This window comes from Bacteroidia bacterium (assembly GCA_039924845.1).
Lineage (GTDB): Bacteria > Bacteroidota > Bacteroidia > DATLTG01 > DATLTG01 > DATLTG01.
The window spans coordinates 16,938-40,189 of sequence record JBDTAC010000077.1; the positions used below are offsets into that span (position 1 = coordinate 16,938).

The window sequence follows — 23,252 nt, forward strand, 5'->3', positions numbered from 1 at the left end:
TCCATCCATCTTAAAAAATAAAACGATGATAAAAAAAATATTTTTTGCAGCACTGATTTTTTCTTTCGCTCAAATCTTGCACGCGCAAACAGACACGGTAAAAGCGACTACGCTTTTGCCGAATCAGGATGCTGAAAAAATGTACAATCAAGGTATCAGCGATTTTGCCAATCGTAATTACAACGGCGCAATTGGCGATTTTACGCAAGCGGTTACGTTGAAACCGGATTTCGAAAAAGCATATTATAATCGTGGCATCACAAAAGCTGAAACCAAGGATTACAAAGGCGCGATGGATGATTACAACAAAGCGTTGATATTAAATGAAAACGATACAAACGCGTATTTCAGTCGCGCGCAAGTGAAAGATGCGCTGAACGACAAAAGCGCGGAAAGTGATTATTCCTCCGTTATTCGATTGAATCCAAAAAATGCGCAAGCGTATTATTTTAGAGGAGAAATAAAATTTCAGAATGCCGATTACAAAGGCGCCGTGGATGATTTTACCAAAGCCATTTCCAACAAACCAGATTATGCCTACGCTTATAATGATCGCGGCAGCGCAAAACGTCAATTGAACGATTATACAGGCGCAATTGCGGATTATAATAAAGCGTTGATTGTGAATCCGAAAATGGCTTTTTCCTTTAACAACCGTGGTAGCGCAAAACGTAAAGCCGGCGATTTAGACGGTGCTATTCAGGATTATTCCAGCGCTATTTCTTTGAAAAAAGACGATTACATTGCATACAATAATCGCGGTAGCGCAAAATTTGACAAAGGCGATTACCAAGGCGCAATAGACGATTTTACAAAAGCTTTGAGTTTAAATCCGGAATATGCGTATGCTTATAATAATAGAGCTTCCGCGAAATTTAAATTAAAAGATTACAAAGGTTCTGTAGACGATTGCAACGCAGCCATTCAGCTAAACGCGAAATATGGATATGCGTATTTGAATCGTGGAATAGCAAAAGAAATGTTGCGCGATGCAAGTGGCGCTTGCCAGGATTGGAGCACTGCCGCCACACTCGGCGTAGCAGCAGGAAAAGATTATTCACAAGGTTGTCAATAAATTACCTCGAAAAATTATTTTTTTAAACTGAATAAAAAACAAAGATGATGAAGAAATTATTTATTTTACTGATAGTGATTATTGCACAATGTGCAGCGGCTCAAAATGTAGAGTTTGTGAAAAAAAATTTTGAAGGCGATAAAGCTGGATTGAAAGAAGCCTTGAAATCCATTGATGCTGGAGATGTTCTCTATCAACAAGGAATATACATGTATAATTTGGCATTGCCCAGTTATTTGCAAGCTAACAATTTTAATCCGAATAATGCGTTATTGAATTTTAAAATTGGAAGTTGTTATTTGTATTCGGCTTACAAATCAAAATCACTTACTTATTTGCAAAAAGCATTTTCATTGAATCCGAACGTGGATCCGCAAATACATTTATTGCTGGGAGAAGGGTATCATCTCAATATGGATTGGGATAAAGCCATCGGCGAATTTCAACTATACCTCCAAAATACGCCTGCGAAAAAAGAAAACATGGACAATATAGCTGCCGCCAATAAAGGGATAGAAGAATGTAATACGGGAAAAGAAATGGTGCAACATCCGGTAAGAGTTTTTATTGATAATCTGGGAGACGCTATCAATACGAAATATCCGGAATATGGACCATTGATTTCTGCTGATGAGTCTGAAATGATTTTTACTTCGCGAAGACCCAATACAACTGGCGGACAAATAGATCCTGGCTCAGGACAATATTTTGAAGATTTATACATTTCTTATTTTAAAGATGGAAAATGGACACCTGCGGAAGATATGGGACCTCCAATTGATACGCCCGATCACGATGCTACGGCAGGACTTTCTGCTGACGGTCAGACTTTATATGTTTATCGTTTTAAGGAAAAAGACGGAGGTGATATTTATGAAAGCGATTTACAAGGCGATCAGTGGTCGAAACCGGAACGCATGAGTAAAAAAATAAATTCTCCTTATCATGAATCTACAGTGAGTCTTTCTCCAGACGGAAACACACTGTATTTTGTGAGCGACAAACCAGGCGGACTTGGTGGACGAGATATTTACATGACGCAAAAAGATGACAAAGGAAAATGGGGCGATGCACAAAACCTCGGACCTGTCATCAATACTAAATACGATGAGGAAGGTTGCTTCATTCATCCAGATGGAAAAACACTTTATTTCAGCTCCAAAGGTCATAACACCATGGGCGGTTACGATATATTTAAATCGGTGTATGAAAATGGACAATGGTCGGAACCCGTAAATTTGGGATATCCTATTAATTCTGCCGATGACGATGTATTTTTTGTTATTTCCGGTAGCGGGAAACACGGTTATTATGCATCTGCAAAAGGCGATAGCTACGGAGATAAGGACATTTACATGATTACTTTTTTAGGTCCCGAAAAACCATTGGTGTTGAACAATGAAGACAACTTACTTGCTAATGCAGTGGCTCCTGTTAAAGAAATGGTGATTGCTCCAGCGATGGAAATAAAAACAGCACGTACAACCATTTTAAAGGGTGTTATTACAGATGCCATCACACAACAACCATTGGAAGCTTCTATTGAAATTGTGGACATTAAAAAAAATCAAACCATTGCTACGTTTTCATCTAACAGTAAATCTGGAAAATATTTGGTGTCATTGCCTTCCGGAAAAAATTATGGAATTACGGTAAAAGCTCCAGATTATTTATTTCATTCGGAAAATGTGAATTTGCCAGATACGGCGGCGTATCAAGTCATTGAAAAAAATATTGCCTTGAATAAAGTAGCAGTTGGAAGTAAAATTGTGTTGGAAAATATTTTCTTTGATACAGATAAAGCCACGCTTCGTCCAGAATCGACGAACGAATTAGAACGTTTGATAAAATTAATGAACGATGTACCAACGCTTAAAATAGAAATATCCGGGCATACGGATAACAAAGGTTCTTTGGAGCACAATCAAAAATTGTCTGAAAGTCGCGCGCAATCCGTTGTTAATTATTTAGTTTCAAAAGGTATTTCTGCTTCGCGTTTGCAATTTAAAGGTTACGGAATGACGCAACCGATTGCTACCAATGATACCGATGAAGGTCGCCAACAAAATCGTAGAACGGAATTTAAAATTTTGAGTAAATAGAAACGTAAACCCGCTGTGCATGAATCTAATCCATCGTGCGCCGCTGGTGCGTTTGCTTCTTCCTTTTATCGCCGGTATTAGTGCTGCCATTTATATGGAAGAATATTCCTTTTGGCTGAAAGTCCTTATGGCTGTGCTATTTTCCAGTATTGCCACTTTTACTTTTCATAAAAAGTCAGGCGCAAATTATCGCTTCCGTTGGCTTTACGGAATGACACTTTCCTCCTTACTTTTTTTGGCTGCTTATCAAATAACGCTTGATAACACTACGAAATTTCGCTCAAGCTATTTTGGAAATTATATTTCTGGATCCGATTTTTGCTTGGTAAAAATAGAAGAGCCACTTGTTGAAAAAGAGAAATCAATTAAAATGATTGGCTCGGTTATTTCTACTCGTCAAAATAAAAGTTGGAAAAGCACATCGGGAAAAGCATTGTTTTATCTACCTAAAAACGAACTTTCTGCCAAATTAAAGTACGGCGATTTAGTGCTCGTGAAAAATAATTTTTCAGAAATAAATACGCCACAAAATCCATCTGAATTTGATTACAAAAAATATTTAGCGCTTCACACTATTTATTTACAAAATCATATTTCTGCAGGAAATTTTATTTCAACAGGTATCAACAAAGGAAATTTTATTCGTGCTGCTGCCATTCGTACGCAAGCATATTGTCTTGCTGTTTTAAAAAAATACAATGTTCAAGGGCAAGAATTTGCTGTAACATCTGCACTTATTCTCGGTTATAAAAATGACATTGATACGGAAACTACCTCGGATTACGCGGCAGGCGGCGTGTTGCATGTCTTGTCGGTTTCTGGTTTACATGTTGGAATTATTTTTGTTGTGTTCAACTACTTGCTATTTTTTCTTGAAAAATTTCGATACGGGAATTTTATAAAAGGGATTTTTCTTTTAGCAATGCTTTGGTTTTATGCAATGCTTACTGGGCTTTCACCATCGGTATTGCGGGCTTCCACGATGTTGAGTTTTGTAGTTATTGCCAATGCCTTTCATCGAAATAGTCTTATCTACAACACATTGGCAGCATCCGCATTTTTATTGCTGGCAATTAATCCGCACTTAATTGCCGAAGTTGGTTTTCAACTTTCGTATTTGGCAGTACTTGGCATCGTATCCATTTTCCCTTGGATATATCGTTTATGGAAAACAAAATACTGGCTTTTGGATAAAATTTGGTCCATTGTTGCTGTTTCTTTTGCGGCGCAGTTTATTACGTTTCCGCTTAGTATGTTTTATTTTCACCAGTTTCCAAATTATTTTTTAGTCTCCAACGTGGTAGTTATACCGCTCGCAACGCTCAGTATATACGCTGGCATTCTCCTTTTTATAACTGGGAAACTTGCATTTATCGCTGGATTTTTATCAAAGATTTTAATTTTTTTAATAGGAGGATTAAATTATTTCGTGAAAGAAATTCGATTCACGCCTTATTCACTTACGCAAGGAATATCAATCAATGCAACCGAAACGTGGATTATTTATTTTGGATTATTTTTTATGCTGATGTATATTTTTCGAAAAAAATTAAACTATTTATTTATCGCACTCGGAATTTTTATTTTACTGTTGACGATACAAGTTTTTGAACAAAAATCAGAACAAAATCAATCGCGATTTATCGTTTACAATGTTGCCAAAACGAGCGCTTGCGATTTCATCGTTGGAAAAAATAATTTTTTAATTGCCGATACTGCATTTTTAAACAATCCCAATGAAATTTCTTTACATATTACACCCAATTGGTTCGAAAAAGGAATTCTATCGCATACACTGATCGGCGCAGATACAGGAGGAAATTATATTCAGAAAAACTTTTTTTTGAAAAATAAATGTATTCAATTTAGAACTAAAAAAATAATTTTTGTAAACGAGAAAATAAACCTTCCCAAAAAAATAATTTTTCAAAAGCTAAAAGTGGATTACGTCATTATTTCACACAATCCGAAAACGAATCTAAAAACAATTTGTCAAATTTACGACTTCAAAAAAATAATTTTTGACGCATCCAATTCTAAATGGCAAATTGAAAAATGGCTGAAAGAGTGTAATGAACAAGGTATTGAAGCCTATTCTGTTGTTCATTCAGGAGCGTATGAAGAAACGATTTAGTTTTGTATTTTTGTAAAAATGCTTCACGCGATGGAATTTAAAGTTGGTGATAAAATAAAATTTTTAAACGAGCAAGGCGGCGGCGTTATTTCCGAATTCTTGAATAAAAAAATCGTGAAAATAATTACCGACGACGGTTTTGAAATTCCTTATTTTGTGAGCAAATTGGTATTAAACGAGCCTATTCCTCCAAAAATAGAATCACCCAAAATAGACCTTCCAAAAAATAATTTTTCAACAGCTATTTTTGAAAAAGACAAAAAAATAATTCCGAAAAAAAGTAAACCACGAATTGGAAAATCTGGCGTAGGGAATTGGGAAATTGATTTACACATCGAAGAATTAGTCGATTCTTCCAAAGGAATGACAAACGCACAAATTATCGTGATCCAGCTCAGCCACGTCCAAAAAAAATTAAACGAAGCGATGTGTTCCAATATCCGAAAAATAATTTTCATACACGGCGTCGGCACGGGCCGTTTGAAACAGGAAATTCTCCAAATTCTTTCCGCTTACGATGGAATTACTTTTTACGATGCACCTTACAAACATTACGGTTACGGTGCAACGGAGGTAATTATTCATCAACATGCTTGATGAAACTTGAACAATTATTTTTTTTTGTTCCTAATAATTTAATTCCGTATTTTTGATTTTCTAAAAGATTATGCGCATCATCGGAAATATTCCGCACAAAAGTATTCACATCACCGTTTTCGGGATGAATGATAAATTTATTATTCAATTTGAAGCTGGTTTTATGGAGCAAATATTTAAAATAAATCAGAATGAAATTGCTGGATTAGAAGGAATTCAGGAATTATTGGATGAATCATTTATGCAAAAAATAACGGCTCGTTTCAACGAAATGTTTACGGAATTTAATCAAGCGCAGGAACGTTTAAAAGTAAAAACATCGATTAAATGAAGATTAAAAAAATAATTTTTGGAAGCCTCTTTTTTCTATTTTTTATTTCCGGAAATACTTCCGCGCAAAGCGATGTAAGCACAGTTATTCGTGATTTATTGCAACAAAATAAATATGCTGCGGCTGACTCCACCATTGATGTTTACATGAAAAAATATCCAGACAATCCGGATGTTTTGTTGATGAAAGGAAATGTGGCACTCAATGATTTTATGCAATCCAATCTGTACGTTTCTTCCACTTCCGATACGAATGAATCCATTTACCAACCAGATATAGCAAACGACAATCCACCTGCACTTATTCTCAATAAGGAAGCTGCAAAAACAGTTGCCGAATATTGGCTGAAAGCTTTGGCAATTAAACCAGATCGGATGGACATCCGTAAAAGTTTATGCTACATATACAGTGCATCTTTGCTGAAAGACGAATTGATAAAACAACTTGATGAATTGAAAAACGAAGAGAAAGATTCCAAAAAATTAATGTTCGAAATAGATGATTACGCAGCTATGTTTTTTGAGCGACAAGCCTTGGACGCAGGAATTGAAGTGTATAAAAAAATGACTACTTATTTTCCAGAAGAAGCTTCTATTTACAGCGATATCGCTGGTGCATATTTTCAAAATGGAAATTTAGTTCTCGCCAAAAAATATATTTCAGAAGCATTAAAAAAGCAGCATTTGGATGTCTCCATCTACAACAATGCCTTTTTTATCCATGCGGTATTGGGCTATTATCAGGATGCAAAAAACGATTTGAAAGCTGCGGATACATTGGAACATTCAAACAAGGCACTTTTCTATCAAGGAATGTTGGAGTATGCAAAAAATAATATTTTATATAAAAAAACATTTACTGATTTTATTCAAAAGGCAGATACTTCTGTTCGAAAAGAAGACATTATGTTGGCAAATTATTTGCAATCTGACAGTAATAAAAATGATTACGATAGTTATCTAAAATCCTTGAATTATCTGCCACAGGATGCGTACGCATTACTTTTGCACAAACGCGCGATGAAGCTTTTTCCAGGTAAATACAATCCTGCTTTTTCCTATGGAGAAATTGAAACGTACAATAAAAATTACAACGCCGCTATTGAGGCTTTTAAAACAATTAACCTGAAAGGTATATTGTCTGATTCTTTATCAGAACAATTTAATTTGTGCTACGGATGGGCTTTACAAGCTTCTGGTCAAACAAAAGAAGCCGATTCAAAATGGAAGTTAATTGAAAACAGTAAAAATTTTTACGGACAAAGTGCTGCTATTTATTTTCTTGGAAAAAATTTATTTGACAGAGGAGAAAAAGACCAAGCAAAAATTTATTTTTTGAAAATATCGGATCGTGCTACGGATTCTAAATATGCTACGTTTGCGACAAATTATTTAGAAAAATATAAATAGTTCGACTTTGAAAAATTATTTTTTTGAAAGACAAAATTATTGGAAAATAATTATTTATAAAAAGCCGCTTGCATTGTTTTTACAGATTCATTTTCGAGAAATTCATCGTAAGGCATTACTTTGTCAATGATACCTTTGGGTGTTAATTCGATAACACGATTGGCAACGGTTTGCACTAATTCATGGTCGAAAGAAGTAAATAAAATAATGCCTTTAAAATCTCTCAAACAATTATTTAAAGCGGTGATAGATTCCAAATCCAAATGGTTGGTAGGTTCGTCTAAAATCAACACATTCGCGTTCAACAACATCATTCGCGAAAGCATGCAACGCACTTTTTCGCCACCAGAAAGTACGTTCGTTTTTTTCAATGTTTCTTCTCCTGAGAAAAGCATTTTCCCTAAAAAGCCACGAATAAAAGTTTCGTCTTTATCTTTTGAAAACTGTCGCAACCAATCAATTAAATTAAGAGACTCATCGAAATAATGTGAGTTTTCATTGGGTAGATAAGCTTTTGTAATGGTCGAGCCCCATGTACATTCGCCCGAATCAGGTTTTACTTCGCCTGCCAGAATTTGAAAAAATGTTGTAACAGCAATGCGCTTCTTCGACACAAAAGCAATTTTATCCCCTTTATTAATTGTGAAATGGATGTTCGAAAAATATTTTTTTCCGTCCAATGATTTACTCAGTTTTTCAACACTCAAAATTTGATCACCCACTTCACGTTCTTGCCTGAAAATAATTCCAGGATATTTTCTGGTAGACGCTTTTATTTCGTCCACAGTTAATTTTTCTAATAATTTTTTACGACTTGTAGCTTGTCGCGATTTAGAAGCATTGGCACTAAATCGCTCGATAAAATCTTGTAATTCTTTACGTTTATCTTCTGTTTTTTTATTCTGATCTGATTTTTGTTTCAATGCCAATTGACTGGATTGATACCAAAAGCTATAGTTTCCAGAATACAAATTTATTTTACCGAAATCAATATCAGCAATATGTGTGCAAACGGTATCTAAAAAATGTCTGTCGTGAGAAACAACAATAACGGTGTTTTCGAAATCTGCCAAGAAATTTTCGAGCCATGAAATGGTTTCAATATCCAAATCGTTTGTCGGTTCATCCAGCAATAAAATATCTGGATTTCCGAATAAAGCTTGCGCTAACAATACGCGTACTTTTTCTTTTCCGCTCAATTCTTTCATTAATTTTTGATGAAATTCCTCCTTCACACCTAAGCCGCTGAGTAAAGATGCAGCTTCGCTTTCCACGTTCCAACCGTTCATTTCGGCAAATTCGGTTTCCAATTCGGAAGCACGAAGTCCGTCTGCATCGTTAAAATCAGGCTTTGCATAAATCGCATCTTTCTCTTTAATTATTTTCCAAAGTTTAGAATGTCCCATCAACACAGTTTGCAACACATTTACTTCGTCAAACGCAAAGTGATCTTGGTTTAACACCGCTAAACGTTGTCCCGGAACCATAATGACTTGACCTTTTGTAGGATCAATTTCTTCTGATAAAATTTTTAGAAAAGTAGATTTGCCAGCGCCGTTGGCACCGATAATTCCGTAACAATTGCCCGGCGTAAATTTGATATTCACTTCATCAAACAAAACGCGTTTGCCGAATTGAAGCGATAAATTGGAAGTACTAATCATGGTTTGAAAAAATAATTTTTTGAGGCTGCAAAAGTAACAAAGCGTTTTGATTTATAGCCGTTTTTCTTACAGCTTTTCCATTAAAACGCGGTATAAATTTACCATTGCTTCGATATCCTTTTTATGCACTTTTTCATCTGGAGAATGTACATTTTCTTCCGCTGCGCCTACAAAACACCAATCAAACGGATAAGGAGAATGTTGTAAAGAAAGTCCGTCGCTGCCACCAGAACCTTCCACTTCGAGCTGAAATGGCACTTTACTTTTATTAGCGATTTCAATAATTTGATTCAAATATGTTCTGCGTGGAATACCTCTGTCACGCATGGAAATAACAGGGCCTTTGGAATGTTGAACGCCATTTGTAATCCACGAAATATCGGAAATTAAAGCCTGAGCGACCTCGTATTTTTCATAAATAAAACGACCTAAATATTCCACACTTCCGCCGCCGTGTTCTTCCCAACACGAAAAAGCAATGATTCCGTCTTTCAATGTTTCGGCTACTTTCAGCGCATTCCAAACACCTAAGCGATTGTCCATATAAGAACATTGAATGAAATTTTTATCTTCTCTAAAATTAGTTTTGAAAACCAAATCGGTACCTCTGTCAATTTCGCGATTGAATTCATACGAAATATTTTCTTTGGCATCCACTTTTAACTTGCATTCGATTTTTCCTTTGCTGTCTGCGCCGGTTAATACGTAGTTGCTTTTTGTTCTCGGACCGCCGATTTTCACTAATTCATTTCCGTACCGAACCGTAAATCCAATCGAATCTAAATGTGCGAAAATAGCCGTTCTCGGTTTACCGAAAACCAATACAATGCAATCTTGAAATCCTTTTCCAGCATGGATGACAGGTTTTGTTTTCCAGTTTTTACTGTTCTTTTTTACATAATCCAATACGAATGCTGTCATTGCTGATTCGTTTCCAGAAGGCGCGTGAATGCTGCATAATTTTTTTAATAGTTCCATAAAATTTATTTTTTGTTTGTATAATAGAGAATTAAATCTGTTTTTGTTTTAGTGGGAAAAATTATTTTTTCAGGAAATATAGGAGCTGCTATTCCATTTTTTATCTTTTTAGGTGAAACGATTATTCTCGCTTCATCCCAAAGGTTTTCTTTTATAAAACTATTTAATAATTGCGCCCCTCCTTCAACAATTACAGACAAAATATTTTTTTTGTTAAGATCCTTTAATACCTGATTCAAACTATTTTTTTTGAAATCTATCTTAATGAATTCTATGTTTTTTGTTTCTTTTTTTTTGATAGAAGTAAACACCAAAGTTGGCGTAGAATCGTCTCTCAAAAAATAATTTTTCGGCACGCGTAAATCTTTATCGATTAAAATTCTCAATGGATTTTTACCTTTTACAATTCTTGCAGAAAGCTTAGGATTATCAAGTAAAGCGGTATTTGTACCTACTAAAATACTTTGTTCTTCACTACGCCATTGATGCGAAAGTTTCAACGAATTTTCATCACTTATTTGCAAAGGTTTTTGTCCGTCATTTAATGTTCTCTTTTTGTCAATAAAACCATCACTCGTTTGCGCCCATTTTAAAATAATATACGGACGTTTTTGCTCGTGGAAAACAAAAAAACGTTTGTTCAAATCGCGACATTCATTTTCTAAAATACCCACTTTTACATCGCAGCCATTTGTAATTAATTTCTGAATTCCTTTGCCTTTCACCAATTTATTTGGATCTGTATTTCCGATAATGACATACGGAATTTTATATTTGAGAATCAAATCGGCGCAAGGCGGCGTTTTCCCGAAATGACTGCAAGGCTCCAGATTTACATAAAGTGTTGCGTGTTTTAAAAGTGTTTTATTTTTGACAGAACGAATGGCATTTACTTCGGCATGCGCTTCGCCAAATTTTTCATGAAAACCTTCACCTATAATTTTATTTTCATGCACAATTACGCAGCCAACCAAAGGATTGGAAGCTGTTTTGCCGAAACCTTTTGCTGCCAATTCGAGGCAACGTTGCATGTATTTTTCGTCCGTGTTCATCGCGCATGCGAAGGTAGTTTTTATTTCATAAAATTAATTTTTAAAATGTAATTTTATCCCGTGAATTTGGCAAACAATACAATCGAATCGTTGGTTTCTTATTTTCGTACAGAATTAAAAAATAGGTACGATAAAGAAGAAATTGAACAATTTATTATTATTTCTTTCAATGAAATTCTTGGCTTTTCACGAACGGATATTATCCTGAAAAAGTCAGATAGAATCAACGAATCCGATCTTGTTAAATTTAATTTTGTGGTTGATGAATTGAAAAAAAATTGTCCAATACAATATATTTTTGGACACACAGAATTTTACGGGATGACTTTAAATGTCAATAAAAACGTATTGATTCCGCGACCTGAAACGGAAGAATTGGTACAATGGATTATCAATGAATGTCCGAAAAATAATTTTTCGATTTTGGATATCGGAACCGGAAGCGGTTGTATTGCGATTGCGTTGAAAAAATATTTTTCCGAAGCCGATATTTTCGCAATGGATGTTTCTGCGGAAGCAATTAAAATAGCGCAAGAAAATGCTAATTTAAATAATGTGAAAATTATTTTTTTGCAAACCGATATTTTGAATTTTAATTCAGAATATTTTCTAACAAAATTAGATGTGATTGTCAGCAATCCTCCCTATGTTTGCCTTTCTGAAAAAGTATTGATGAATGATAATGTGTTTAATTATGAACCGCATTTGGCTTTGTTTGTAGAAGACAATGATCCTTTACTATTTTATAAAAAAATTATCGCTTTTGCGAAAATAAATTTAAAACCTGCCGGAAAATTATTTTTTGAAATCAATGAATCACAAGGAAATAATTTGATTGATTTTTTAGAAATAAACGATGCGAAAAATATTATTTTGAAAAAAGATTTGAATGGAAAAAATCGTATGTTGTACTGTAATTTCTAAATTAAAATGACCAAAGAAGAAGCTCAACATAAAATTGAAGAACTCTCGAATGCCTTGAATCAACACAATTATAATTATTATGTGTTGTCAAAATCGCTTGTTTCGGATTTTGAATTTGACAAATTGTTGGAAGAATTAATCCAGCTCGAAAAAGAATTTCCAGAATTTTTAAAATCCGATTCACCTTCGCAACGAGTTGGTGGAGAAATTGCGAAAGAATTTCAATCTGTAAAACATAAATATTTAATGCTTTCGCTCGGAAATACTTATTCAGAGCAAGATTTAAGAGAATTTGACGAGCGTGTAAAAAAAGTTACGGGCGAGCAATTGGAATATATTTGCGAACTAAAATACGATGGTGTTGCGATTGGTTTGACGTACAAAAATGGACAATTAGTGCAAGCGGTAACGCGTGGTGATGGCGTGCAAGGAGATGATGTAACGGCGAATGTGAAAACTATAAAAAGTATTCCTTTGAAATTGCATTCGACCGATTTTCCTAACGAATTTGAAATTCGCGGAGAGATTTTTTTACCTCGTCCTGTGTTTGATGAAATCAATAGAGAGCGCGAAGAAGTAGGTGATGTGCTGCTCGCTAATCCGCGAAATACAGCTTCCGGAACATTAAAAATGTTGGATTCTTCTGTTGTTGCAAAACGAAAATTAGATTGTGTTTTGTATTATGTGTTAGGCGAAAATCTTTCGTTTAAAAACCATTTTGAAAGCATGGAAGGTGCTAAGAAATGGGGTTTTAAAACATCGGAACACCTTCGGAAAGTGGCGGATATAAATGGCGTTTGGGAATTTATTCAACATTGGAACAAAGCGCGCTATCAATTGGATTTTGATATTGATGGCATCGTGATAAAAGTAAATTCCTACGATCAACAGCGATCGCTTGGTTTCACTGCAAAATCGCCACGTTGGGCTATTTCCTATAAATTTAAAGCAGAAAATGTTTCCACTATTTTGGAAAGTATTTCGTATCAAGTGGGACGCACAGGAGCGATTACGCCAGTGGCAAATTTGCGACCTGTATCACTTGCCGGAACGGTTGTTAAACGGGCATCTTTGCACAATGCGGATGTAATTGAAAAATTAGATGTGCGTGTAGGCGATATTGTTTTTGTTGAAAAAGGAGGAGAGATTATTCCAAAAATTACTGGCGTGGATGTAACAAAACGTTCTCCTAATAGTTTGAAAACGGAATACATTAAAACCTGCCCTGAATGTGGAACAGAGCTTGTCCGCGAAGAAGACGAAGCGAATCATTATTGTCCGAACGAGTTGGGATGCCCTCCGCAAATAAAAGGTAAAATGGAACATTTTGTAAGTCGGAAAGCGATGAACATTGATAGTTTGGGAGGCGAAACCATTGAACAATTGTTTCAAAATGGTTTACTAAAAAATGTGGCAGACATTTACATTTTGCAGAAAGAAGATTTGTTGCGTTTGGAACGAATGGCAGAAAAATCCGTTACTAATTTATTAAAGGGAATTGAAATTTCGAAAACGGTTTCTTTTGAAAGAACGCTGTACGCCATTGGTATTCGCCATGTGGGCGAAACGATTGCGAAAAAATTAGCGTTTCAATTTAAAAATATAGAAGCGCTCGAAAATGCCAGTTTGGAAATGTTAATTGATACGAATGAAATTGGTGAGAAAATTGCGCAAAGTGTGGTTGCTTATTTTGCAGACGAACGTAATCGAGAAATTATTGCGCGCTTAAAAAGTTACGGACTGAATTTCGAAATGTCGGAAGAATTTATGGCGCAGCGCACCGAAAAATTAAATGCTGCTACATTTGTTATTTCAGGAGTTTTCGCTAAATTTTCGAGAGATGAATTGAAAAATAAAATTGAGCAAAATGGTGGAAAAAATACTGGTTCTGTTTCTGCGAAAACAACTTATTTATTGGCAGGAGAAAATATCGGTCCAGCGAAATTGGAAAAAGCCGTTAAACTCGGAATAAATATTATTTCGGAAGATGATTTTTTGAAAATGATTGAATAAAAATCATTCGAAAAAAGTCTTTCAAAAAAATAATTTTTCAAAGCTGTTTTTCGAGAAAAGGGTAAAAATAGAATTTTTCGCTTCTTTTTTGTAGTAAAGTATAATTTTTTATCTTTGCGGACTTTTGTTTTTTGAAAACATGGCTATATCAAAGTTAAAACAGTTTGTAATTCCCTTTGTTGGCTTGAATGACGGACAACACAAGTATCATTTTGAAGTAGAAAATTCGTTCTTTGAACACATCGGTTGCACCGAAATTATTGAAAAAGCAAATGTATCGGTAGATTTATTGCTGACGAAACAATCCAATATGTTGGTATTGGCGTTTACACTGAAAGGCACTGTTAATGTACCTTGTGATAGATGTTTAGACGCATTTGATTTGCCCATTGAAAATCAAGAAAAATTGATTGTAAAATTGGGAAAAAATGATTTTGATGATGATGAAAACATATTAGCAATTTCAAGCACAGCTTATGAAATTGATGTTTCGCAACCCATTTATGAATACATTGTTACAGCACTTCCGTACAGGCGTGTTCATCCGCAAGATGAAAACGGGAAAAGCGATTGCAATCCTGAAGTAGTAGAAAAATTAAAACAAATAATCATTTAAAAATTAGTAAAAATGCCACATCCGAAGCGAAAAATATCCAAGTCGAGAAGAGATAAAAGAAGAACGCACGATAAAGCGGTTGCCTCAACTATATCCACTTGCAGCAATTGCGGAGCTCCCGTATTGTACCACAGAGTATGTGGGGATTGCGGTTATTACAGAGGAAAATTAGCAGTAGAAAAAGCGGTAACAGCCTAAGCTAAACATGCAAACGCAAACACGAAATATGATTTATCACTTCCAATCATGTTTCGGAGGTTTGTGTCGTAGTATTCCTTTTCATTATTCTCTATTTTCCTGAAATGAAAATTGGGTTAGACGTAATGGGAGGTGATTTCGCGCCGCAAGTAACCATTTCAGGTGCTATACTTGCTCGAAAAGAACTTCCTCCAGAAATAAAATTGGTGTTGATAGGCGATGAAAAAAATATTTTAGAAGCTCTTCAAGCGCAAAAAATAAATCCAAGCGATTTCGAAATTGTACACGCCACCGAAGTAATAGGAATGGGCGAACATCCTACCAAAGCTTTCGCTCAAAAAACAAATTCGACGATTGCTGTTGGATTCAAATTATTAAAAGAAAAAAAAATTGATGCCTTTGCAAGTGCCGGAAATACTGGCGCTATGTTGGTTGGCGCGATGTATACCGTGAAGTCTATTGTGGGAGTTATACGTCCGTGTATTACTTCCGTAATGCCGAAAGAGAATGGAAATGTGGGCGTGATTTTAGATGTGGGTGCGAATGCAGATTGTAAACCGGATACGCTCTATCAGTTTGGAATTTTAGGTTCCGTGTATGCAAAAAATGTTTTTGGTATTGATAATCCGAGAGTAGCATTGCTTAATATTGGTGAAGAAGAAGAAAAAGGAAATTTAGTTTCTCAATCAGCACATCACATGATGAAAGATTCGAAGGAAATAAATTTTATTGGAAACGTGGAAGGCAGAGATATTTTTACGGATAAAGCAGATGTAATTGTGTGCGATGGATTTACTGGAAACGTGGTGCTAAAACAAGCAGAAGGTTTTTACGCATTGGTTCAACGAAGAGGTTGGAAGGATGATTATTTCGAAAAATTTAATTATGAAAATTACGGCGGCTCGCCCATTCTTGGTATTAATTCAAATGTCATTATTGGTCACGGAATTTCTAACGCCATTGCGATAAAAAATATGCTGTTATTGGCAAAAAATGTAGCGGAAGCAAATCTGTCCGAAAAAATTAAACACGCTTTCAACCATGACTAAAATAACTGCTGCCATTACTGCCGTTCAGGGATATGTACCCGATTATGTACTGACGAATAAAGAACTCGAAAAAATGGTAGATACGACCGACGAGTGGATTTTATCTCGCACCGGAATTACGGAAAGAAGAATTTTAAAAGGCGCCGGATTGGGCACGTCGGATATGTGCACGGAAGCAGTTAAAGGCTTGTGCGAAAAAAGAAAAATAAAACCGGATGAGATAGATTTGCTTATTGTTGCCACTGTAACACCCGATTTGGTTTTCCCGGCAACGGCAAACATTGTATGCGATAAAGTAGGAGCAAAAAACGCCTGGGGATTTGATATCAACGCAGCGTGTTCGGGCTTTATTTACGCATTAACCACGGCATCTCAATTTATCGAAACGGGGAAATATAAAAAGGTGGTGGTAGTAGGTTCGGATAAAATGTCTTCTATTATTGATTATACAGATCGTTCCACGTGTATTATTTTTGGAGATGGAGCTGGCGCTGTTTTGCTGGAGCCAAATACCGAAGGTTTCGGCGTGTTGGATGCAATTTTAAAATCGGATGGAGCAGGTCGTCATCATTTACATCAAAAAGCAGGAGGGTCTGTAAAACCGGCATCTCATCAAACGGTGGATGCTCGTGAGCATTACGTGTATCAGGAAGGACAACCTGTTTTTAAAGCAGCTGTGAAAGAAATGGCAGAAGTATCGTTCAATATCATGCAAAAAAACAATTTAACCGCAGAAACAATTGCTTGGTTAGTACCGCATCAAGCCAATAAACGAATTATTGATGCCACTGCCAACCGTGTTGGTTTGGGTAGCGAAAAAGTGATGTTGAATATCCATAAATATGGAAATACCACAGCAGGCACGATTCCGCTTTGTTTGTGGGATTATGAAAAAAAATTAAAAAAAGGTGATAATATCATTTTAGCTGCATTTGGCGGAGGTTTTACGTGGGGAAGCGTGTATGTAAAATGGGCTTATAATTCATAAAAAAATTAATGTTTGCAAAGCACAATAAATCCATTACTTTTATCCTCTATTTTTTTCAAAAAAAAGCAATCAGAATACTAACTAAAAAATCAGGTAATGAAACTAAATGAAATTCAAGACTTAATAAAATTTGTCGCCAAATCAGGAGTTTGCGAAGTAGAACTGGAAACAAAAGAAGTGAAGATCATTATCAAAACATCGGCTGCTAAAAAAGGAGGCAGACCCGACAATGAATCGCCTTTTGTTGTGCAAACTACCACTCCATTTGCTGCACCTACTCAACAAATACAGCAAAGTAATCCGGTGGCAGAACAAAAAACAGCTGAACCTAAAAAAGCGGAAGATATTTCCAAATTAATAACCATTAAATCGCCGATGATTGGAACATTTTACCGTTCTCCATCGCCCGATAAACCGGTATTTGTAAATGTAGGCGATGAAATAAAACCGGGAAACCCGATTTGCATTATCGAAGCCATGAAACTTTTCAATGAAATAGAATCGGATGTAAAAGGTAAAATCGTGAAAGTATTGGTGGATGATTCCAGTCCGGTAGAGTACGACCAGCCTTTGTTTTTGATAGATCCGATGTAATTTCCAATTTGAGAATGATTGATTTAATCCGCTACAAAAGCGATTATTGTTTTTCAAGTTTTCAAAAAATTAATTTTTAAATTCAAAATCGTGTTTAAAAAAATACTTATTGCCAACCGAGGAGAAATTGCTTTGCGCGTTATCAGAACGTGTAAAGAAATGGGAATTAAAACGGTAGCCGTTTATTCTACTGCAGATAAAGAAAGTTTACACGTGCGTTTTGCGGATGAAGCTGTGTGTATTGGTCCGCCGCCGAGCAAAGATTCGTATTTGAATATTCCGAGTATTATTTCTGCTGCCGAAATTACCAATGCTGATGCGATTCATCCGGGTTATGGATTTCTTTCTGAAAATGCTAAATTTTCTAAAATATGTTCCGAACATGGCGTAAAATTTATTGGCGCATCTCCTGCGATGATTGAAGGAATGGGCGATAAAGCAAGCGCGAAAGATACAATGAAAAAAGCGGGCGTTCCCATTGTTCCTGGCTCCGACGGCTTATTAAAAGATTTAGCGGATGCGAAAAAGACGGCGAAGAAAATTGGCTTTCCGGTAATTATGAAAGCGACTGCCTGTGGCGGTGGACGCGGAATGCGCATTGTTTGGAAAGATGCAGAAATAGAACATGCGTGGGATACGGCGCGTCAGGAAGCCGCTGCTGCCTTTGGAAACGATGGTATGTATATGGAAAAGTACATTGAAGAACCACGTCATATCGAAATACAAATTGTAGGCGATCAATACGGAAAAGCGTGTCATCTCTCGGAAAGAGACTGTTCCATTCAACGCAGACATCAAAAATTAGTAGAGGAAACACCTTCTCCTTTTATGACGCAAAAATTGCGTGATGCCATGGGGAAAGCTGCTATTAAAGCTGCTACTGCGGTGAAATACGAAGGTGTTGGAACGGTGGAATTTTTGGTAGATAAAAACCGAAATTTCTACTTTATGGAGATGAACACACGGATTCAAGTGGAACATCCCATTACGGAAGAGGTGATTAATTACGATTTAATTCGCGAGCAAATTAAAGTAGCTGCCGGAATTCCTATTTCAGGAAAAAATTACATGCCGATTTTACATGCAATGGAATGCCGCATCAATGCGGAAGATCCATTCAATAATTTTCGTCCTTGTCCGGGAAAAATAATTAATTTTCATTCTCCGGGCGGACACGGAATACGCGTGGATACGCACGTTTACGCAGGTTATACCATTCCTCCAAATTACGATTCGATGATTGCGAAATTAATTACGGTGGCACAAACGCGTGAAGAAGTAATTGCAAAAATGTACCGCGCACTCAGCGAATTTGTGATTGAAGGCGTGAAAACCACCATTCCTTTTCATCTTAAATTAATGCAAGACGAAAATTTTATCAAAGGAGATTATACCACTAAGTTTTTGGAAGATTTCGATTTAACGGAGTAAAAGCCTCACCTAAATCCTCCGCTAATAATTGAAAATGGAGAATTGACAATTGAAAATGTGATAAGAAAAAAGAAAGAATAAAAATCTTTATCTTTGGTTTGAAATATAGCCAATGAAAAAAATAATTTTATTTACTTCTTTTGTAATGCTGAGTTTTTTTGTTAAATCTCAAGTCTTACCTAAGACTATGCCTTATGGGACATGGAATGTTTTTAAATATACTTGGATAGGCGAAGTATCAGCTTTTACAACTAAACAAGCTGATGGATACATAAGCGAAAAAATAATCATTAAACCCAAACAGGCAATTGTATTTGGGGATACATGTAATTCAATAACATATAAAACACCCTATAGAGAAAACACAAATGATTTATCCACCGATTATAATTTTCTAATGAAGATTACTACAAAAACAGATTCGGTGGTCATTACAGATGCTAATTGTAATACTGACCTTATTGTTAAAAATGACACTTCTTTAGAATTTATTGACTGGGGATATATTATTATGGTAAATAAAGACACCTTAGTGATGCCGATAAATGGAGCTGCTTTTTATTTACACCGAGCAAAATGACCCATTGCAAAAAAAGTGTTCCGAAAAAATAATTTTTCAGAGCTGCCATAGCTTCATCACATAATCAATTAAAGAAAAGCAATATTTTGTACTGTAAAATAGATTCATAAAAAATATTTTCTCAATGACTCTTTTTTTATTCTCTGAAAAAAAAGAAATAGTTTCAAAAATACACCTCATTTAAACAAACTCAATTTGTTAAAAATGCGATGAGTTATTAACCGAAAAATATTTTTTCAAATTACTTTATCCCGAAAACAAAGGGATTATTTATCCTACACCATTGTTCTTAAACTGTTGATAAAAAATAACAAGTCGCAAAAAGGTACTAAATAGGGGCAAAATTTGTAATTTCGCCGTTTCTTATTTTTAATTTTTAAAACTAAAAAACATCGAAATGAACGAAATGGGTATTAGAGCCAAGGACGCTTCAGTGGCAAGTTTAGGCTTAAAAAATGTGTCGGCAGCTTATTGGAATTTAAGTCCGGCAGAATTGGTCGAAGAAACAATCCTTCGCGGAGAAGGCGTTTTAACAGACACTGGCGCGTTAGCAGTGGATACGGGCGAATTTACAGGACGCTCTCCAAAAGATAAATTTATTGTGTGCGATGACATTACGAAAGATACGGTTTGGTGGGGCGATATTAACCTCAAATTTGACGCCGATAAATTCGATAAACTCTACCATCGTGTAACAGCTTATCTTTCCGGAAAAGAAATTTATGTGCGCGATTCTTACGCTTGTGCGGATCCTCAATACCGTTTAAACATCCGTGTGGTAACGGAATTCCCATGGGCAAATTTATTCGCCAATAATTTATTTTTACGTCCAACTAAAGAAGAAATTTTAAATTTCAATCCGGAATGGACCATAATATGTGCCCCTGGATTTTTTGCAGATCCTGCTGTTGACGGAACACGCCAGCACAATTTCGCGATTTTAAATTTGACGAAAAAAATCGTTTTGATAGGCGGAACTGCTTATACGGGCGAAATTAAAAAAGGAATTTTCTCTTTATTGAATTATTTGTTGCCGCAAGACAAAGGCGTTTTATCCATGCATTGCTCTGCTAACATTGGTAAAAAAGGTGATACTGCTTTATTTTTCGGTTTATCCGGAACAGGAAAAACAACGCTTTCCGCAGATCCTGAAAGAGGATTAATTGGCGACGACGAACACGGTTGGTCTAAAAATGGCGTGTTTAATTTTGAAGGTGGATGTTACGCGAAATGTGTGGATTTATCGAAAGAAAAAGAACCACAAATTTACGATGCCGTTAGATTCGGCACCATGCTCGAAAATGTAGAATTAATAGAAGGCACATCCAGCGTAGATTACGCCTGTATTTCGAAAACAGAAAACACAAGAGCTGCTTATCCAATTGAGCACATCGCAAATGCCGTAAAACCTTCTGTTGGTGGCATTCCGAAAAATATTTTTTTCCTTACAGCAGATGCATTCGGCGTATTGCCTCCTATTTCTAAATTAACAGAAGGACAAGCGATGTACCATTTTATTTCCGGATATACCGCAAAAGTAGCGGGAACGGAAGTGGGCATCAAAGAACCACAATTAACATTTTCAGCTTGTTTCGGAAAAGTTTTTTTACCCTTGCATCCTGCCAAATACGCAGAATTGCTCGGAAAAAAGATGAAAGAAAATAAAGTAAATGTATGGTTAGTTAATACAGGTTGGTCTGGCGGAGCATACGGCGTTGGAAGTCGTATCAAATTAAGTTACACCAGATCTATTGTAACAGCTGCTTTAAATGGAGATTTAGACAAAGTGAAATATGAAACCTTGCCGATTTTCGGATTAAGCGTTCCTGTTTCTTGTCCGAACGTACCATCTGAAATTTTAAATCCAAGAAATACGTGGAAAGACAAAGATGCTTACGATACAAAAGCAAATTCGTTGGCAGTTTCTTTCGTTAAAAATTTCGAACAATATGCTGGCGCTGCGAATGCCGAAATTATGGCTGCAGCTCCGAAAGTAACTGAAAATGCATAATTTCTAAAACTAAAATTTGTAAAACCCTTCTTTGTTTTTTATAAGAAGGGTTTTATTTTTTGTATGAATTTATTTTACACGCCCGATATTTCAAGTGATCAATACACGCTCAGTGAGGCGGAATCCAAACATTGTATTCGTATTTTACGAATGAATATTGGCGATACGATGCACTTAACGGATGGAAAAGGTTCCTTTTACAAAGCTGAAATTACAGATGCTTCTCCAAAAAAATGTGTCGTAAAAATTATCGAGAAAAAAACGGAAGAAAAAAGAGCCGATTTTAAATTACACATCGCCGTTGCTCCCACTAAAAACATGGATCGCTTTGAATGGTTTCTCGAAAAAGCCACTGAAATTGGGATCGACGAGATTACTCCCATCATTTCAAAAAATTCTGAACGCACTGTTTTAAAAACAGAAAGGTGTAATACAATTATTACTTCCGCCGTCAAACAATCGCTCACTCCTTGGCATCCGAAATTAAACGAAGTGGAAAATTTTTCTACTTTTATCAAAAAGACAACCAGTTTTTCTGGACAAAAATTAATGGCACATTGCGCAGAAGCTTCGAAAAAATATTTTTTTGAAGCCTGTAAAACGAAGGAAAATACATTGGTATTAATTGGTCCGGAAGGGGATTTTACAGCAGATGAAATAAACACAGCTTTGCAAAATGGTTGGCAAGCAGTTTCGCTTGGTAAAAGCAGGTTACGAACAGAAACGGCGGCTCTCGTAGCATGTCATACAGTCAATTTAAAAAATGAAATTGGAACTTAAAAGGCACATCAAAAAAATAATTTTTTGAGCAATGAAAAAAATAATTTTCCTGTCGGCTATTTTTATGTGTTTCGCTTTTTCAGGAAATGAAAATACCTATTCGTTTCAAATTGCTTTGCTCAAATACGGCGGTGGCGGCGATTGGTATGCGAATCTGAAAACTTCTTTACCAAATCTCATCGCATTTTGCAATAAGAATTTAAACATGAATATCAATCCTGAACAAGCAATTGTTGATGTTGGAAGTCCGGATATTTTCAATTATCCTTTTGTGCACATGACAGGGCACGGCAATTGGTCGCTCACTCCGCAAGAGGCGCAAAACCTGCGTAATTATCTTGTTGGTGGCGGTTTTTTGCACATTGATGATAATTTTGGATTAGATCCTTACGTGCGTCCGCAATTAAAAAAGGTTTTTCCGGAATTGGATTTGATATTACTACCTTTTTCATTTCCTATTTATCATCAGAAATATGAATTCCCACATGGGATGCCTAAAATTCATGAACACGATGGCGGTCCACCAAAAGGTTACGGACTTATTTTTAAAGGACGCTTGGTATGTTTTTATTCCTTCGATACCGATTTAGGAAATGGTTGGGAGAGTTATGAAATCTATCACGATCCGCCTGAGTTGCATGAAAAAGCATTGGAAATGGGCGCCAATTTATTGGAATATGTGTTGATGGGAAAAGGCGATAAAAATCAGTAATTTTTGGAGGTCGA

The 23,252-nt window shown here is 35.9% G+C and carries 21 protein-coding genes; 18 read left to right on the forward strand and 3 right to left on the reverse strand.

What is annotated here, in order from left to right; translation table 11 throughout:
* The first annotated feature begins 25 nt into the window (after nucleotides 1-25).
* The 6 genes from ABIZ51_08665 (at nucleotide 26) to ABIZ51_08690 (ending at nucleotide 7,648) form a co-directional block, all read left to right on the forward strand.
* The gene (locus ABIZ51_08665) at nucleotides 26-1,075 is read left to right on the forward strand and encodes a tetratricopeptide repeat protein (GenBank protein ID MEO7088848.1); all 1,050 of its coding nucleotides are present in this window, start codon (nucleotides 26-28) and stop codon (nucleotides 1,073-1,075) included.
* 44 nt (nucleotides 1,076-1,119) lie between these two features.
* On the forward strand, nucleotides 1,120-3,177 hold the full coding sequence (locus tag ABIZ51_08670) for an OmpA family protein (protein MEO7088849.1): 2,058 nt from the start codon (nucleotides 1,120-1,122) through the stop codon (nucleotides 3,175-3,177).
* Nucleotides 3,178-3,196: 19 nt separating this feature from the next.
* Complete coding sequence (locus tag ABIZ51_08675) at nucleotides 3,197-5,311, forward strand: ComEC/Rec2 family competence protein (GenBank protein MEO7088850.1); 2,115 nt, start codon at nucleotides 3,197-3,199, stop codon at nucleotides 5,309-5,311.
* 30 nt (nucleotides 5,312-5,341) lie between these two features.
* Nucleotides 5,342-5,908, forward strand: coding sequence for a Smr/MutS family protein (locus ABIZ51_08680; protein ID MEO7088851.1), 567 nt, complete (start codon nucleotides 5,342-5,344; stop codon nucleotides 5,906-5,908).
* A 70-nt stretch (nucleotides 5,909-5,978) separates the two neighbouring features.
* Entirely contained in the window at nucleotides 5,979-6,239 is a 261-nt protein-coding gene (locus tag ABIZ51_08685; protein ID MEO7088852.1) for a hypothetical protein, read from the forward strand.
* A complete protein-coding gene (locus ABIZ51_08690; protein ID MEO7088853.1) occupies nucleotides 6,236-7,648 on the forward strand; it encodes a hypothetical protein in 1,413 nt (470 codons plus the stop codon). The genes ABIZ51_08685 and ABIZ51_08690 overlap by 4 nt, the downstream gene beginning before the upstream one ends.
* A gap of 50 nt (nucleotides 7,649-7,698) precedes the next feature.
* Here the strand turns inward: ABIZ51_08690 and ABIZ51_08695 are convergent, their stop codons facing one another.
* The 3 genes from ABIZ51_08695 to ribD all read right to left on the reverse strand — a co-directional run bounded on the left by ABIZ51_08695 (nucleotide 7,699) and on the right by ribD (nucleotide 11,342).
* Entirely contained in the window at nucleotides 7,699-9,312 is a 1,614-nt protein-coding gene (locus tag ABIZ51_08695; protein ID MEO7088854.1) for an ATP-binding cassette domain-containing protein, read from the reverse strand.
* Between the two features lie 66 nt (nucleotides 9,313-9,378).
* The gene (locus ABIZ51_08700) at nucleotides 9,379-10,290 is read right to left on the reverse strand and encodes an aminopeptidase (GenBank protein ID MEO7088855.1); all 912 of its coding nucleotides are present in this window, start codon (nucleotides 10,288-10,290) and stop codon (nucleotides 9,379-9,381) included.
* A 5-nt stretch (nucleotides 10,291-10,295) separates the two neighbouring features.
* The gene (ribD, locus tag ABIZ51_08705; protein ID MEO7088856.1) at nucleotides 10,296-11,342 is read right to left on the reverse strand and encodes a bifunctional diaminohydroxyphosphoribosylaminopyrimidine deaminase/5-amino-6-(5-phosphoribosylamino)uracil reductase RibD; all 1,047 of its coding nucleotides are present in this window, start codon (nucleotides 11,340-11,342) and stop codon (nucleotides 10,296-10,298) included.
* 66 nt (nucleotides 11,343-11,408) lie between these two features.
* Here ribD and prmC point away from each other — a divergent pair, with 66 nt between their 5' ends.
* From prmC to ABIZ51_08765, 12 genes are all read left to right on the forward strand, one after another.
* Nucleotides 11,409-12,266, forward strand: coding sequence for a peptide chain release factor N(5)-glutamine methyltransferase (prmC, locus tag ABIZ51_08710; GenBank protein MEO7088857.1), 858 nt, complete (start codon nucleotides 11,409-11,411; stop codon nucleotides 12,264-12,266).
* Between the two features lie 6 nt (nucleotides 12,267-12,272).
* Nucleotides 12,273-14,279 (forward strand): NAD-dependent DNA ligase LigA, encoded by a 2,007-nt coding sequence (gene ligA / locus ABIZ51_08715; protein MEO7088858.1) that lies wholly within the window; start codon nucleotides 12,273-12,275, stop codon nucleotides 14,277-14,279.
* Between the two features lie 139 nt (nucleotides 14,280-14,418).
* Complete coding sequence (locus ABIZ51_08720; GenBank protein ID MEO7088859.1) at nucleotides 14,419-14,895, forward strand: DUF177 domain-containing protein; 477 nt, start codon at nucleotides 14,419-14,421, stop codon at nucleotides 14,893-14,895.
* A gap of 12 nt (nucleotides 14,896-14,907) precedes the next feature.
* Nucleotides 14,908-15,093 carry a 50S ribosomal protein L32 gene (gene rpmF / locus ABIZ51_08725; protein MEO7088860.1) on the forward strand — a complete coding sequence of 62 codons (186 nt, stop codon included), beginning with the start codon at nucleotides 14,908-14,910 and terminating at the stop codon, nucleotides 15,091-15,093.
* Nucleotides 15,094-15,197: 104 nt separating this feature from the next.
* Nucleotides 15,198-16,142, forward strand: coding sequence for a phosphate acyltransferase PlsX (gene plsX, locus ABIZ51_08730; protein MEO7088861.1), 945 nt, complete (start codon nucleotides 15,198-15,200; stop codon nucleotides 16,140-16,142).
* Complete coding sequence (locus tag ABIZ51_08735; protein MEO7088862.1) at nucleotides 16,135-17,130, forward strand: beta-ketoacyl-ACP synthase III; 996 nt, start codon at nucleotides 16,135-16,137, stop codon at nucleotides 17,128-17,130. The genes plsX and ABIZ51_08735 overlap by 8 nt, the downstream gene beginning before the upstream one ends.
* A gap of 96 nt (nucleotides 17,131-17,226) precedes the next feature.
* Nucleotides 17,227-17,724: an acetyl-CoA carboxylase biotin carboxyl carrier protein gene (accB, locus tag ABIZ51_08740; GenBank protein ID MEO7088863.1), complete on the forward strand. Its 498-nt coding sequence runs from the start codon at nucleotides 17,227-17,229 to the stop codon at nucleotides 17,722-17,724.
* A 90-nt stretch (nucleotides 17,725-17,814) separates the two neighbouring features.
* Entirely contained in the window at nucleotides 17,815-19,155 is a 1,341-nt protein-coding gene (gene accC / locus ABIZ51_08745; GenBank protein ID MEO7088864.1) for an acetyl-CoA carboxylase biotin carboxylase subunit, read from the forward strand.
* A gap of 187 nt (nucleotides 19,156-19,342) precedes the next feature.
* Nucleotides 19,343-19,735 (forward strand): hypothetical protein, encoded by a 393-nt coding sequence (locus ABIZ51_08750; protein ID MEO7088865.1) that lies wholly within the window; start codon nucleotides 19,343-19,345, stop codon nucleotides 19,733-19,735.
* A 397-nt stretch (nucleotides 19,736-20,132) separates the two neighbouring features.
* Entirely contained in the window at nucleotides 20,133-21,746 is a 1,614-nt protein-coding gene (gene pckA / locus ABIZ51_08755; GenBank protein MEO7088866.1) for a phosphoenolpyruvate carboxykinase (ATP), read from the forward strand.
* 63 nt (nucleotides 21,747-21,809) lie between these two features.
* Nucleotides 21,810-22,526, forward strand: coding sequence for a 16S rRNA (uracil(1498)-N(3))-methyltransferase (locus ABIZ51_08760; GenBank protein MEO7088867.1), 717 nt, complete (start codon nucleotides 21,810-21,812; stop codon nucleotides 22,524-22,526).
* Nucleotides 22,527-22,557: 31 nt separating this feature from the next.
* Nucleotides 22,558-23,238 (forward strand): DUF4159 domain-containing protein, encoded by a 681-nt coding sequence (locus ABIZ51_08765; protein ID MEO7088868.1) that lies wholly within the window; start codon nucleotides 22,558-22,560, stop codon nucleotides 23,236-23,238.
* Nucleotides 23,239-23,252: the final 14 nt, after the last annotated feature.